Annotated in this window: 14 protein-coding genes and 1 tRNA gene (1 of these 15 cut by a window edge); 7 read left to right on the top strand and 8 right to left on the bottom strand. The window is 63.2% G+C overall.

From position 1 onward, the window contains the following. Together msrQ and msrP are read right to left on the bottom strand one after the other, a co-directional pair. Nucleotides 1–243 carry the 5' portion of a protein-methionine-sulfoxide reductase heme-binding subunit MsrQ gene (gene msrQ, locus KDD17_RS00260; RefSeq protein WP_212704754.1) on the bottom strand. Its footprint begins 360 nt before the window's first position, so the window shows 243 of its 603 coding nt (coding positions 1–243); it begins with the start codon at nt 241–243; its stop codon lies beyond the left edge, outside the window. Between the two features lie 91 nt (nt 244–334). Beyond that, a complete protein-coding gene (msrP, locus tag KDD17_RS00255; protein WP_212704753.1) occupies nt 335–1240 on the bottom strand; it encodes a protein-methionine-sulfoxide reductase catalytic subunit MsrP in 906 nt (301 codons plus the stop codon). A 347-nt stretch (nt 1241–1587) separates the two neighbouring features. Between msrP and KDD17_RS00250 the strand changes: the two genes are divergently transcribed. Next, nucleotides 1588–2070 carry a fasciclin domain-containing protein gene (locus tag KDD17_RS00250; RefSeq protein WP_212704752.1) on the top strand — a complete coding sequence of 161 codons (483 nt, stop codon included), beginning with the start codon at nt 1588–1590 and terminating at the stop codon, nt 2068–2070. Nucleotides 2071–2176: 106 nt separating this feature from the next. Here KDD17_RS00250 and clpB read toward each other — a convergent pair whose 3' ends face one another. Then, on the bottom strand, nt 2177–4792 hold the full coding sequence (clpB, locus tag KDD17_RS00245; RefSeq protein ID WP_212704751.1) for an ATP-dependent chaperone ClpB: 2616 nt from the start codon (nt 4790–4792) through the stop codon (nt 2177–2179). A gap of 384 nt (nt 4793–5176) precedes the next feature. Between clpB and KDD17_RS00240 the strand changes: the two genes are divergently transcribed. Together KDD17_RS00240 and pyrF are read left to right on the top strand one after the other, a co-directional pair. Continuing rightward, entirely contained in the window at nt 5177–5494 is a 318-nt protein-coding gene (locus KDD17_RS00240; RefSeq protein ID WP_212704750.1) for an orotidine 5-phosphate decarboxylase, read from the top strand. Nucleotides 5495–5716: 222 nt separating this feature from the next. Further along, a complete protein-coding gene (gene pyrF / locus KDD17_RS00235; protein ID WP_212704749.1) occupies nt 5717–6424 on the top strand; it encodes an orotidine-5'-phosphate decarboxylase in 708 nt (235 codons plus the stop codon). Between the two features lie 171 nt (nt 6425–6595). Here the strand turns inward: pyrF and KDD17_RS00230 are convergent, their stop codons facing one another. After that, the gene (locus KDD17_RS00230) at nt 6596–7021 is read right to left on the bottom strand and encodes an NUDIX hydrolase (protein ID WP_212704748.1); all 426 of its coding nucleotides are present in this window, start codon (nt 7019–7021) and stop codon (nt 6596–6598) included. Nucleotides 7022–7083: 62 nt separating this feature from the next. Here KDD17_RS00230 and KDD17_RS00225 point away from each other — a divergent pair, with 62 nt between their 5' ends. Further along, nucleotides 7084–8337, top strand: coding sequence for a DNA polymerase IV (locus KDD17_RS00225; protein ID WP_212706099.1), 1254 nt, complete (start codon nt 7084–7086; stop codon nt 8335–8337). A 3-nt stretch (nt 8338–8340) separates the two neighbouring features. Here the strand turns inward: KDD17_RS00225 and KDD17_RS00220 are convergent, their stop codons facing one another. Further along, nucleotides 8341–9201 carry an N-formylglutamate amidohydrolase gene (locus KDD17_RS00220; protein WP_212704747.1) on the bottom strand — a complete coding sequence of 287 codons (861 nt, stop codon included), beginning with the start codon at nt 9199–9201 and terminating at the stop codon, nt 8341–8343. Between the two features lie 153 nt (nt 9202–9354). Between KDD17_RS00220 and KDD17_RS00215 the strand changes: the two genes are divergently transcribed. Together KDD17_RS00215 and ykgO are read left to right on the top strand one after the other, a co-directional pair. Next, nucleotides 9355–9429, top strand: a tRNA-Val gene (locus KDD17_RS00215). Between the two features lie 85 nt (nt 9430–9514). Beyond that, complete coding sequence (gene ykgO / locus KDD17_RS00210; RefSeq protein ID WP_025058716.1) at nt 9515–9640, top strand: type B 50S ribosomal protein L36; 126 nt, start codon at nt 9515–9517, stop codon at nt 9638–9640. Between the two features lie 64 nt (nt 9641–9704). On the opposite strand, the gene KDD17_RS00205 is transcribed toward ykgO, so the two are convergent. Next, nucleotides 9705–10232 (bottom strand): hypothetical protein, encoded by a 528-nt coding sequence (locus KDD17_RS00205; protein ID WP_212704746.1) that lies wholly within the window; start codon nt 10230–10232, stop codon nt 9705–9707. A gap of 99 nt (nt 10233–10331) precedes the next feature. Here KDD17_RS00205 and yghU point away from each other — a divergent pair, with 99 nt between their 5' ends. Further along, nucleotides 10332–11192 (top strand): glutathione-dependent disulfide-bond oxidoreductase, encoded by an 861-nt coding sequence (gene yghU / locus KDD17_RS00200; protein ID WP_212704745.1) that lies wholly within the window; start codon nt 10332–10334, stop codon nt 11190–11192. 39 nt (nt 11193–11231) lie between these two features. On the opposite strand, the gene KDD17_RS00195 is transcribed toward yghU, so the two are convergent. Both KDD17_RS00195 and KDD17_RS00190 read right to left on the bottom strand, forming a co-directional pair. Beyond that, nucleotides 11232–12449, bottom strand: coding sequence for a phenylacetate--CoA ligase family protein (locus KDD17_RS00195; RefSeq protein WP_212704744.1), 1218 nt, complete (start codon nt 12447–12449; stop codon nt 11232–11234). A gap of 34 nt (nt 12450–12483) precedes the next feature. Next, a complete protein-coding gene (locus tag KDD17_RS00190; protein WP_212704743.1) occupies nt 12484–13320 on the bottom strand; it encodes an ABC transporter ATP-binding protein in 837 nt (278 codons plus the stop codon). Nucleotides 13321–13366 lie beyond the last annotated feature (46 nt).

Genomic DNA, 13366 nt, shown 5'->3' with positions numbered 1-13366 from the left:
CCGGAATTTCAGCAGGTTCAGCCCGGTAAAGCGGCGCAGAGGGGTAACGCACAGACCGATGATCAGCAGCTGCAGGGCGATCTCCCCCAGCTCATGCTCCAGCGCCTTGATGGGTTCGCGTCCCAGGCCGCCAGTCTGCGCCAGATACAGGAGATACGGCACCGGCAGCATATAGAGTATATAGACAACCCAAGTTGGCACACGTCGTGCGCCTCGGTTGATGGCGTCAATCACACGCGTCATCGCACTCTCCCTCGCGGCGGGGACCGTTTTCTTTCAAAGAAAACGCACCGGAATTTTCGAAAAATTCCGATACCGCCACCTCCCCTGTCGTTCAGAAGTTCGCTGTCAGGTCCATCCCCGCGTAAAGCTCGGCCACGTCTTCCTCGTAGCCGTTGAACATCAGCGTCGGGATCCGGCCCGCAAAAAGCCCCCCGCCCACCGGACGCTCGGTCGCCTGTGACCAGCGGGGGTGATCCACTTCCGGGTTCACGTTACTATAAAACCCGTACTCGCGCGCGTTCGCCTTGTTCCAGCTCGTCGGCGGCTCCTTGTCCGTCAGGGTGATCCGAACCACGGATTTGATCGATTTGAACCCGTATTTCCATGGCACCACCAGACGCAGCGGCGCACCGTTCTGGTTCGGGATGTCCTTGCCATAGATCCCCGTCGCCATGATCGTCAGCGGATGCACCGCCTCGTCCAGGCGCAGCCCCTCCACATAGGGCCAGTCCAGCACCGGAAAGCGCACGCCGGGCATCTCGTCGGGGCGCAGCGCGGTCTCGAAGGCCACGTATTTCGCCGAAGATTGCACGCCCGCCATGTCCAGCAGATCCGCCAGCTCAAATCCGTTCCACGGGATCACCATCGACCACGCCTCAACACAGCGGAAGCGGTACAGACGTTCCTCAACCGTCATCGCCTTCATGATGTCGTCAAAGCCGTAGGCGCCGGGCCTGTCGACCATCCCGTCGATCTTGACCGTCCAGGGCTCTGTCGTCAGCGTATGCGCATTGCGGGCCGGATCGCCTTTGCCCGTGCCGAACTCATAGTAGTTATTGTACTGTGTGATGTCCTCGTAGCTGTTGGGCTCCAACGCCTCCTGCGCGCGCGCCTCCCCGGCGATCGACGCAAGGCCGAGCCCGGCCAAAGCGCCGCCCATGATCTGCCGCCGGTTCAGAAAAAACGCCTCGTCGGTGACGTGGTGATCTTTCAACGTATTTTTCCAGCGATAGGCCATCGTGTGCGTCTCCTTGTAGTGTTGGGCTACAGCTAGGGTGCTGCCCCCACATAACAAAGCAAAATGCGCGAAGGTTTCGCCGTTCACACGGAAATGTCAGCCCTGTGACACAGCGGCTTGGGCCACGACCGCACCCTTTCAAGGGTCCGATTGCCGCGCCGCGCGGCCTTGGGCGGGGTTCCGCACAATCGCGCCAAAAGCCTGCGGAAATTCGCCCGCGATTCACCGCATAGATCGTCTAAGACAAAGATCAAGAAAGATTATTTTCCGATCCATGTGAACCAAAGCGCCTCTGCCGCGTATCCCTTTCACACTGCACAACGCAGGCAACCAATCAGGAGATTTCCATGTTCCGTAAAACAGCACTCGCACTGACAGCCTCCGCCGCACTGGCAACATCCGCTTTCGCCGCAGGCCACGCGAAAGACGTCGTCGACACAGCAGCCGCAGCCGGTGACTTCTCCACCCTGCTCGCCGCAGCCGAAGCCGCCGGTCTGGTCGAAACGCTGAAAGGCGACGGCCCGTTCACCGTCTTCGCCCCCACCGATGCCGCATTTGCAGCACTGCCCGAAGGCACTGTCGAGGATCTGCTCAAGCCAGAAAACAAGGAGCAGTTGGCCTCCATCCTGACCTACCACGTGATCGCGGGCAAAGTGATGTCCACCGATCTGCAGGACGATATGGAAGCGGCCACCGTCAACGGTGATACCGTGATGATCGACCTCGACAACGGCGTCATGGTCGACAACGCCAACGTCACCACAGCCGACATCGAAGCCACCAACGGTGTGATCCACGTCATCGACGCGGTCATCATGCCCGGCAGCTAAATCCGGTTGACCGTTTCAAACGGTTTCGCCCGCAGGCCTCACGGTCTGCGGGCGTTTTCTTGTCATCAAACGAAAAAGGGCGCGCCACACCGGCGCGCCCTTTTCTTTAATGTACGGTGGCATCCTCGGGCTTGGGCCGATTGCTCGGCGACACACGGTCCCCGATAATCAGCCCATCCGCCCCGGCGCTCACCGGGATCGTATCACCGTCGGCCACATCACCGGCCAGCAGCATTTCTGCCAGCGGGTTCTGCAACGCCGACTGGATCACCCGTTTCAGCGGACGCGCCCCGAACACCGGGTCATACCCTTCGTCGGCGAGCCACTTGCGGGCGCCCTCGTCCAGATCCAGCGTGATCTTGCGCGCCGCGAGCCGTTTCAACAGCCGCGCCATCTGGATATCCACGATCCCGTCCATGTTCTCGCGGTTGAGCCGGTCAAAGATGATCGTCTCGTCCAGACGGTTCAGGAACTCGGGGCGGAAATGCGCCCGCACCGCATCCATCACGTCGCGCTTGGCCCCGGCCATGTCGCCGGCCTCGGGCAGCTGGCTCAACGCCTGCGCGCCGAGGTTGCTGGTCAGCACGATCAGCGTCTGCTTGAAATCGACCGTGCGGCCCTGACCGTCGGTCAGCACCCCGTCATCGAGCACCTGCAACAGCACGTTGAAGACATCCGGGTGCGCCTTTTCGACCTCATCGAACAGCACGACCTGATAGGGACGGCGCCGTACCGCTTCGGTCAGCACCCCGCCCTCGTCATAGCCGACATAGCCCGGAGGCGCCCCGATCAGACGCGCCACCGCGTGCTTTTCCATGAACTCCGACATGTCGATCCGCACCATCGCGGAATCGTCGTCGAACATGAAATTCGCCACGGCCTTGGTCAGCTCGGTCTTGCCCACACCAGTGGGGCCAAGGAACAGGAAACTACCCAGCGGGCGGTCCTCGTCATTGAGACCCGCACGCGACCGGCGCACCGCATTGGCCACCGCGCGCACCGCCTGATCCTGACCGATCACACGCCCGTGCAGGGCGTCTTCCATGCGCAACAGCTTGTCCCGCTCCCCTTCAAGCATTCTGCCCGCCGGGATGCCGGTCCACCGCTCGACCACCTGCGCGATCTGATCGCTGCGCACGGCCTCTTCGACCATCACGCTGTCCTCACGCTTTTCCGCCTCTTCCAGCTCACGCTCCAGCTGCGGGATCACGCCGTAGGACAGCTCCCCCGCACGGCCCAGATCACCGCCGCGCTTGGCGATATCCAGATCGGCCCGCGCGCGGTCCAGCTTTTCCTTGATGTCGCGCGCCGCGCTCAGCTTGTCGCGCTCCGCCTGCCAGGCGGCGGTCATCCCCGCGCTGCGCTCCGACAACTCGGCCAGATCCTTTTGCAACGTCGCCAGCCGGTCTTTCGAGGCTTGATCCTCTTCCAGCGTCAGCGCCTGCTCTTCGATCTGCAACTGCAGAATCTGGCGATCCAGCGCGTCCAGCTCTTCGGGCTTGCTGTCGACCTCCATACGCAGACGGCTCGCCGCCTCATCCACCAGATCAATCGCCTTGTCGGGCAGGAACCGGTCGGTGATATAGCGGTGGCTCAACGTCGCCGCCGCGACCAAAGCGTTGTCCGAAATCCGCACCCCGTGGTGCAGCTCGTACTTCTCCTTGATGCCGCGCAGGATGCTGACGGTATCCTCCACCGTCGGCTCCAACACCATCACGGGCTGGAACCGCCGGGCAAGGGCCGCGTCCTTTTCGACGTACTTGCGGTATTCATCCAGCGTGGTTGCCCCGATGCAGTGCAGCTCCCCACGCGCGAGCGCCGGTTTGATGAGGTTGGCCGCATCCATCGCGCCGTCCGCCTTCCCGGCGCCGACCAGCGTGTGCATCTCGTCGATGAACAGCACCACGTCGCCTGCGGCCTGCGTTACCTCGGTCAGCACGGCCTTGAGCCGTTCTTCGAACTCGCCGCGATACTTCGCGCCCGCGATCAGCGCCCCCATGTCGAGCGCCAGCAAACGCTTGCCACGCAGGCTTTCGGGCACATCGCCGTTGATGATGCGCAGCGCCATGCCTTCGGCAATCGCGGTCTTACCCACGCCGGGCTCCCCGATCAGCACCGGGTTATTCTTGGTCCGACGGCTCAGCACCTGCATCGCACGTCGGATTTCCTCGTCGCGACCGATGATCGGGTCAATCTTGCCCTCTTCGGCGCGCGCCGTCAGATCCTGCGCGTATTTCTTGAGCGCGTCGTAGCCGTCTTCGGCGCTGGCACTATCCGCCGTGCGCCCCTTGCGCAGATCGTTGATCGCGGAATTGAGCCCCTGTGCGGTGACGCGCCCGGCCTCCAACGCCGTCTTGGCCCCGGATTTCACCATGGCAAGCGCCATCAGCACCCGCTCGACCGGCACAAAGCTGTCGCCCGCCTTCTTGGCCAGCGCCTCGGCCTCGGCCAGAACGCGCGTGGTGGCGCCATCCAGATAGCTCTGCGCGCCCTCGCCCGATACCTTGGGCTGTTTGGCGAGCGCCACATCCACGGCCTGCTTGACCGCAACCGCGTCCGCGCCGGAGGCGGCGATCAGATTGCTCGCCAGACCTTCCTCATCATCCATCAATGCCTTGAGCAGGTGTTCGGGAACCAGCCGCTGATGACTTTCCCGGGTCGCAATGGTCTGGGCCGCCTGCACGAACCCACGGGACCGCTCGGTGAACTTGTTCAAGTCCATCGTTCTCTCCTTTTCGTTAAGCGTTCACTGCTTGCACCCGCTTTGCGGCATGCGTCTTTGTGAACCTACGCCAGTGATTTGGGGAGCGTTCCCGCCCGGTTCAAGGGTGATTTGCCACCTATTGGACAGGTCAACGGTGCAATCGCAAGGAGGCGTTAAGATTCGTCGAATTAACCTGCAAGCGAATCACCAAAGCGCATAGGCGGAAAATGACCTATATTAACCATTTGTTAATAAACATTAATTCACTCCAGCTTCATAAATTATGCCTATGGGGAACCTTTTTCCGCTCTTAACCGTTTAATTTTCGAAAAAAGTGGTCAGATAATCACACAAGAAGCAAGCGCACAGAGAAAACGATGCGTTGCAAAGAGGTTAGTAGTTATGAATACGGCAACGGTTACCCTTTCGGACGTCACATATAACGCGGGCACCCAGTGTTTCGAGGCACGGGCCCATATCAACGACGGGGCCGGTCAGCGGTCTTACGCATGCGCCATCGATGCGCCGATCAACATGAGTTTTGAACAGGCCGCCGATGGTCTGCGTCGGCAAGCGTTGCGGCGTGACGCCAAAGGAACTGGTCTGCGCAGCCAGATGCGTGCGCACACAGCGCCACAGCAGCGTGCCGGACGCGCGCGGTTCGATCCGCGCACATGGCTGGCGCAGCTTGGCCTCTCGCCCGACCGGCACGCCGCCTGAGGTCCCCCTATTCAGTTTGCGCCGGGCTCTGTATCGATCGTACATTTCTGTCCCCGTACGATCAGATCGCCCCGCAATGTCAGAGACGTCTGCCTGCCTGCACTGTCTCTGAAACTCGAACCCGGTCCGCCCTCGTGCGTGACCGGGCTTTTTTTTTCGACCATGGACAGGGCGTCAACCATCCCCTATGGCTGCACCCGTTTGTCTGAAACGGAGCAGCCCATGACACCGCCAAAATCCGACCGCCTGATCGTCGCCCTCGATGTGCCCCACGCCGTCGCCGGGCTTGAGATGGTGCAGCGCATCGGCCCCGCCGTTTCCTTCTACAAGATCGGTTTGGGGATGCTGACCGGTGGCGGCCTCGCATTGGCGAACGAGCTGAAACAAGAACACGGCAAACGCATCTTTCTCGATATGAAGCTTTTCGACATCGGCGCCACGGTAGAGGCCGCCGTGCGCGGGCTGGCGCAATTCGATCTCGATTTCCTCACGGTGCACGGCGATCCCCACGTTGTCCGCGCGGCCAAGGAAGGGGCGGCGGGCACCGATCTGAAAATCCTCGCGGTGACGATCCTCACCTCGCTGGACCGCGCCGACCTGGATGCGGGCCTTATCATTCCCGGCGATATCCCGGACCTCGTCACCACCCGCGCCCTGCGCGCATTCGAGGCCGGCGCCGACGGTGTCATTGCCTCTCCGCAGGAAGCCCAAAAAATACGCACTCAACCTGAGGCTGATAAGCGCTTGATCGTGACACCCGGAGTACGCCCCGCCGGTGCCGCGCTTGGCGATCAGAAACGCGTCGCAACACCGGCGCAAGCCATTGAAAACGGGGCCGATCATATCGTCGTCGGCCGTCCGATCCACGGCGCGCCTGATCCGTCGGCGGCGGCTGCGGCAATTCTCAAAGAACTTGATAGCGCAACTTGAAATTGCGCCAATAAAGTCACACGCCCCTATTTTGATCCTTTGGTAAGGAAACCCAGACTGGGGAGCGCACCCATTCTATGTTATACAACCTATGGTGATACTCCCCGACGAACTGGTTCTTCCTGATGTTCGTCAACTCCCCCCGCTATGCGCAGCGGGGGGCTTTTCGCTTCAGCCCCTCGATTTTCGCCATCTACGGTAGGCCGCAACCCTCCCGCGGAATGCGGGGATCGCGTCGGGGTGACGCAGAAATATGTCTTCCGACATAAGCATGAACCGCTGACCTTCCTCTCCAAGGCGAATTTTGTGCGCCATACCTCTGGGCATCCGCGCCACAAAGAACCACCGCGCACCGTCCTGTGCCGGATAGCACCGCTGCCAGACAATCGCCCGTGCGGGCACTCGCAATCCCAGCTCTTCACGACATTCGCGCAGCGCGCAGGCCAGCGGCGTTTCGCGCCCCTCGCGCCCGCCGCCCGGCAGATCCCAGCAATTCCGAAACGCCAGCCCCGGCGTGTCATCGCGCAGGATCACCGCCAGCCGCGTCCCCATATACAGCGCCAGTTTCGCCCCATTGAACAGATGCGCGTTTGCCATGGCCCTTGGTCCTTTCGCACGGTATCATCGGTCATCCCCGCAACAACCGCAACGCGCCCGACATGCCCGCCCTGTGCCGTGACTGCCTGACCCAATTCGATCGTGCCGGACGCTGCCCCGCCTGCGCGTCGCCCCGCGTGACGCGCCACGAGGAGCTGTGGGATCTCAGCATCGCGCATATGGACTGCGATGCCTTCTACGCCTCTGTCGAAAAACGCGACGATCCCACGCTCGAGGGGAAGCCCGTCATCATCGGCGGGGGGCGGCGCGGCGTCGTATCGACCGCCTGCTACGTCGCGCGCATCCGTGGTGTGAAATCCGCGATGCCGATGTTTCAGGCGCTCAAACTCTGCCCCGAGGCGGTCGTCATCAAACCCCGCATGGAGGTCTACGTCGAAGCCTCCCGCGCCATCCGCGCCATGATGGAGGATCTCACCCCCGCGATCGAGCCGCTCTCCCTCGATGAGGCGTTCCTCGACATGACCGGCACCGCCCGCCTGCACGGCGCGCCACCCGCCGTGATGCTCGCCCGCCTGGTGCGCCGGATGAAGACCGAGCTGGGCCTGACCGGCTCCATCGGGCTCAGCCACAACAAATTTCTGGCCAAAGTCGCCTCCGATCTCGACAAGCCCCACGGGTTTTCGGTGATCGGCCGCGCCGAAACGGGCGCGTTCCTGCGCGACAAACCCGTGCGCATGATCTGGGGCGTGGGGGCGGCCGGTCAGGCCTCGCTCGACAAAGCGGGGATCCGCACGTTCTCGGACCTGTTGCGCTGGGAAAAGACCGATCTGGTCGCGCGTTTCGGCGGCATGGGCGAACGGCTGTGGCATCTGGCGCGCGGTGAGGACCGCCGCCGCGTTTCCGCCCACGCCCCGATGAAATCCATCTCGAACGAGACAACCTTTGGCGAGGATACCTCGGACCCCGATCTGCTGGACGGGCACATCTGGCGCATGGCCGAAAAGGTCGCCGACCGCGCCAAGGCAAAGGGGCTTGCGGGCCGCGTCGTCACGCTCAAACTCAAGCGCGCCAATCACACGCTCATCACCCGGCGCGTGTCGCTCACCGATCCCACGCAGCTGGCCGATCGCATCTACCGCACCGCGCGCAGCCTTTACGACCAGCTGGGCGATCCCGGCCCCTACCGGCTGCTGGGCTGCGGCATCTCGGATCTCAGCGAGGCGGCACAGGCGGACCAGCTGGGCGATCTGCTCGACCCCATGGCGGGCAAACGCAGCCAGGCGGAACGCGCCACCGACGCCATTCGCGACCGGTTTGGCGCCCGCGCCATCGTGAAGGGCCGCGCGTTGCGCTAGGCGCTACTCAGCGGCCAGCGGCACCTGCCCCTGCCCGATCTGCGCCACCTCTTCGATCACCCGGCGCAGCGTAGCGCGCATCGTCTCGAAATTCCCGTTGGGCCGGATCAGCCGTTCGTTCATATACAGCGAGCGGTCAATCTCGACCTGCACCGCATGCTGCCCCTGCCGGGGCTTGCCGTAGGCCTGCGTGATATAGGCGCCCGCAAAGGGCGTGTTGCGGGTCACCGCGAACCCCGCCTCGGCAAAGGCCGCCTCGATTCGGTCCACCACCTCCCCCGAGGCCGCCGCACCATAGCGGTCGCCCAGCACGATATCGGGGCGGCGCACGCCGGTGCGCGCGATCCCGTCCATCGCCTCATGCGGCATCGAATGACAATCCACCAATACCGCCTGCCCGTGGCGGGTGCGCGCGGCATCCAGCAGCTCCTGCAGGCGTTTGTGATAGGGCGTCCAGAACCCATCGATTCGCGCGCGCGCCTCGGCCATCGACATCTTGCCGCGATAGATCGCGCGCCCGTTGGCCACCACGCGGGGAATCACCCCCAGCCCCGAGGCAATCCGCTGGTTATGCCCCACGCGCCGCACCCCTTCGATCAACGCAGGGTCCAGCTCATCCGGGGCGCGGTTGAGGTCGACAAAGGCGCGCGGCGCACCCGCCATCAAGAACGCTGCGCCAAATTCCGGCGCGCAGTCGAACAGCTGATCCACAAAAGCGTCCTCTGACGACCGGATCGCGTGTTCATTCAGCACGGTTTTGCGCAGAAACGACCAACTATAGTCGCGCCCGGAGTGCGGCGAGGCAAACACCACACAGGAATGCGGGCGGGCGGGCAAAACGACATCATAGGCGTTGGCAGGCATGCAAAACTTCCCCAGCTGTGCTTTTGACATAGCGCACAATCAAACAAAGCCAAAAGCCCTTGATCCCCCTAGCGCAACCTTTTATAGCCCCTTCTACGGCGCGCGGGATCGCGCCCCATTTTCGTTTGGGGCATCGGTTTGGCGCATCGTAGTGGGTGATTAGCTCAGCGGTAGAGCACTTCGTTGACATCGAAGGGGTCACTGGTTCGATCCCAGTATCGCCCACCACGACATTCACCGGCCAAGGGGCATCGCGCCCCACGGTCTGCCCGAAACCCGGCGCTGGTTCGCGCCATGAACAAGGAGAGAACTGATGAAAGTTCGCAACTCGCTCCGCTCGCTCAAGAACCGGCACCGTGACTGCCGCGTTGTGCGCCGCAAGGGCCGCGTCTATGTGATCAACAAGACGCAAAAGCGGTTCAAAGCCCGGCAGGGTTGAACCCTTCCACGATTTGCCAAAACGGCCGCGCTGCACCCCAGCGCGGCCGTTCTGCGTATCCTACCTAGCACAACCGCTGACGGACCCGCACCCGTGCCGGTGGCACTGGCCTCTCCCAATCCCGCAGGCGGGGCGGCGCGGGCTCCTCCACCAGCGCAAGCGTTTGGCAAAACGCAAGCGGCCCCGCCTGTGCCAGCGTATCCAGCGCCGTCAGATCCAGCAGGTGCCCCGATTTCACGCGCAGCCCCTTGGTCGCGAAGGTAAGCGGCGGCACCTCGATGCGCACTGTCTTGGGTCCAAACAGCGCCCGCTCGCCGCGCCACTCACTGCCCCGGTAAAGCGCGACGGCATAGGTGCCCGGCGGCACCAGCACCCGAAAGAACCGCCCGCCCTCGATGAATGCCGCGAGCGCCGGGCGCGTGCTCCCCTGCTCTGTCAGGCTTAGATAGTACCGCGTGCCCGGCGCAGATTTCACCTGCAACGGAAAGACCGCCGGCAGCGGGCTGTCGCGCCACATCAACCCGTGCGCCGGTGTTTGCGCCACCGCCACTTGCGCCCAAATCACCAGCATAAGGCCCAGCAAAATTCGCATCCCATCCCCTTCACACGTCCGCGTGAGGCCACTGGCCCTTGTCTGCGCGTTGCCGCATCATACCTGCCAAAGAACGTAATATGAAAAGGAGCCGCACGCATGGCCGAATACACTCCCCCCAAAGTCTGGACATGGGACGCCGAAAGCGGCGGTAAATTCGCCTCCATCAACCGCCCTATCGCGGGCCCGACCCACGACAAGGATCTGCCGGTCGGCAAACACCCCCTGCAACTCTACTCCCTGGCCACACCCAACGGCGTCAAGGTCACGATCCTGCTCGAAGAGCTTTTGGCCGCAGGCCACGCGGGCGCCGAATACGACGCCTGGCTCATCAACATCGGCGAGGGCGATCAGTTTTCCTCGGGCTTTGTCGAGGCGAACCCCAACTCGAAAATCCCCGCGCTGATGGACCACTCCGGCGACAGCCCCCAACGGGTGTTCGAATCCGGCTCAATCCTGCTGCATCTGGCCGAGAAATTCGGCGCCTTCATCCCCAAGGATCCCGCACAGCGCACCGAGATGATGAGCTGGCTCTTCTGGCAAATGGGCTCCGCGCCCTATCTTGGAGGCGGCTTTGGCCATTTCTACGCCTACGCGCCCGAGAAATTCGAATACCCCATCAACCGCTTCGCGATGGAGACCAAGCGCCAGCTCGACGTGATGGAACGCCACCTGAGCGAGAACGACTGGTTCGCGGGCGAGTATTCCATCGCCGATATGGCCATCTGGGCGTGGTACGGGCAGCTGGTGCTGGGCCGTCTCTATGAGGCCGCCGAATTCCTCGATGTGGATAGCTACACCGCGGTAAAGGCCTGGGCGGAGAAGATCGACGCCCGCCCCGCCGTGACCCGCGGCCGCATGGTCAACCGCCCCTTCGGCGAGCCATCCATGCAGCTGCACGAACGCCACGACGCGAGCGATTTCGAGACAAAGACCCAGGACAAGATCGGCGACAGCTGAGCCTTGAAAACGGGGGGCGCGTCCCGGCGCGCCCTCCCCTCAGTCGTAGGTGCGTTGATCCTCGATCACCAATCCGTCGCGCGGCAGGCTACCGGGGGCGACAACCTCGACCGCGCCCTTCAGCTTCAGATGCGCCTGCACCAGGGCGCCAAACGCCTCCGCATCGCCCGCGCCACTCTCGATCTGCACCGTCATGACGTCCTGCTCCCCGCTGCGGGAGGCGACGACGCGGGCGCGCTCAATCGCCTCATGCGCGGCCACCAGCGCCGCAACCTGCTCGGGCCGCACGAACATACCCTTGATCTTGGTCGTCTGATCGGCACGCCCCATCCAGCCCTTGATGCGCATGTTGGTCCGCCCGCACGGGCTTTCCCCCGGCATCACCGCGCTCAGATCTCCGGTCGCAAAACGGATCAGCGGATAATCCGGGTTCAGCGTGGTCACCACGACCTCGCCCACCTCCCCCTCAGCCACCGGATCGCCAGTGCCGGGCGTGACGATCTCAACGATCACGCCCTCATCCACGATCATTCCTTCGGCGGCGGGCGACTCGTAGGCGATGTTGCCCAGATCGGCGGTCGCATAGCTTTGCAGGCAGGTGATGCCGCGCTCCGCGTACCACGCACGCAGGCTCGGAAACAGCGCACCGCCCCCCACCGCAGCGCGGGTGATGGCAAGCGTCACGCCCATCTCATCGGCCTTTTCCAGAATCACCTTCAGATAATCCGGCGTACCCGCATAGGCCGTGGTGCCAATGTCGCGTGCCGCCGTGACCTGAAGCTCCGTCTGCCCCGTGCCCGCAGGCAGCACAGCGGCCCCCACGGCCCGCGCACCGCTCTCGAAGATCATGCCCGCAGGCGTCAGATGATAGCCAAAGCAGTTGTGCACGATGTCCCCCGCACCGATGCCACAGGCGTGCAGAAACCGCCCCATGCGCCACCAATCGGGATCATTGCTCGACGGCTCATAGATCGGGCCGGGCGATTGAAACACATGGCTGAACGCCGATGCCGGCTTGGTGGTGAACCCGCCAAAGGGCGCCTGCGCCCGCTGCGCCGCCCCCAGCTCCGACTTGCGCAGCACCGGCAGTGCCGCCAAGGCCGCGCGATCCGTCACGCTACCCGCATCCACCCCGCCCAGCAATGCGGCATAGCCCGCCAACGCCTGCGCCCGCGCGATCTGCGCGGGCAGCAGCAAGGCAATATCCGCGGCCCGTTGGTCCGCCGTGCGCGTCTCCGCGGCATCGAAATAAGTCATTGCAAGGCCCGTTTGTTTGGAGGTTAAGGACAGCTCAGCTCAGCCAGCGCTTGCGCCGCCGGTAACTGCGCACGTCGCGGAACGATTTGCGCCCCTCGTCGGACATGCCCAGATAGAATTCTTTGACGTCCTGGTTCTCGCGCAGATCCTTCGCAGGCCCGTCCATCACCACACGGCCCGATTCCAGAATATAGCCGTAATGCGCAAACCGCAGCGCCACGTTGGTGTTCTGCTCGGCCAAAAGAAAGGTCACGCCCTCCTTCTCGTTGATCGTCTTGACGATCTCGAAAATCTGCTCGACCAGCTGCGGAGCCAAGCCCATCGATGGCTCATCCAGCAGGATCGTCTCTGGCCTGCTCATCAGCGCGCGCCCCACGGCGCACATCTGCTGCTCCCCACCCGAGGTATAGCCCGCCTGGCTTTTGCGCCTCTCGCGCAAGCGCGGAAAATATTCATACACCATCTCCAGATCGCGCGCGATCGCGGCAGACCCGTCCGAGCGCGTATAGGCCCCGGTCAACAGGTTCTCCTCGACGGTCAGATGCTCAAAGCAATGACGCCCCTCCATCACCTGCACGACACCGGCCTTCACCGTCTCGGCCGGATCGGCGTGGTGGATCGCGCCGCCGCGGTATTTGATCGACCCTTTGGTGACCTCGCCCCGCTCACTGGCCAACAACCCCGAAATCGCCTTCAGCGTCGTGGTCTTGCCGGCCCCATTCCCGCCCAACAGCGCGGTGATGCCGCCTTTGGGCACGTTCAGGCTCACGCCCTTGAGCACAAGGATCACGTGGTTATAGATCACCTCGATGTTGTTGACCTCCAAAAGGTTCTCAACCTGCACATCGACGGGCGTTGCATCGTCCAACATATCCCCTGCACCCTTTCTCAAATACCTGTAGCGTGCCGGCCGCAAC

Source organism: Sulfitobacter albidus, from assembly GCF_018200035.1.
In the GTDB taxonomy this organism is placed as follows: domain Bacteria; phylum Pseudomonadota; class Alphaproteobacteria; order Rhodobacterales; family Rhodobacteraceae; genus Sulfitobacter; species Sulfitobacter albidus.
Note: the sequence above shows the minus strand (reverse complement) of the source record. Positions and strands in the feature narration are given on the sequence as shown.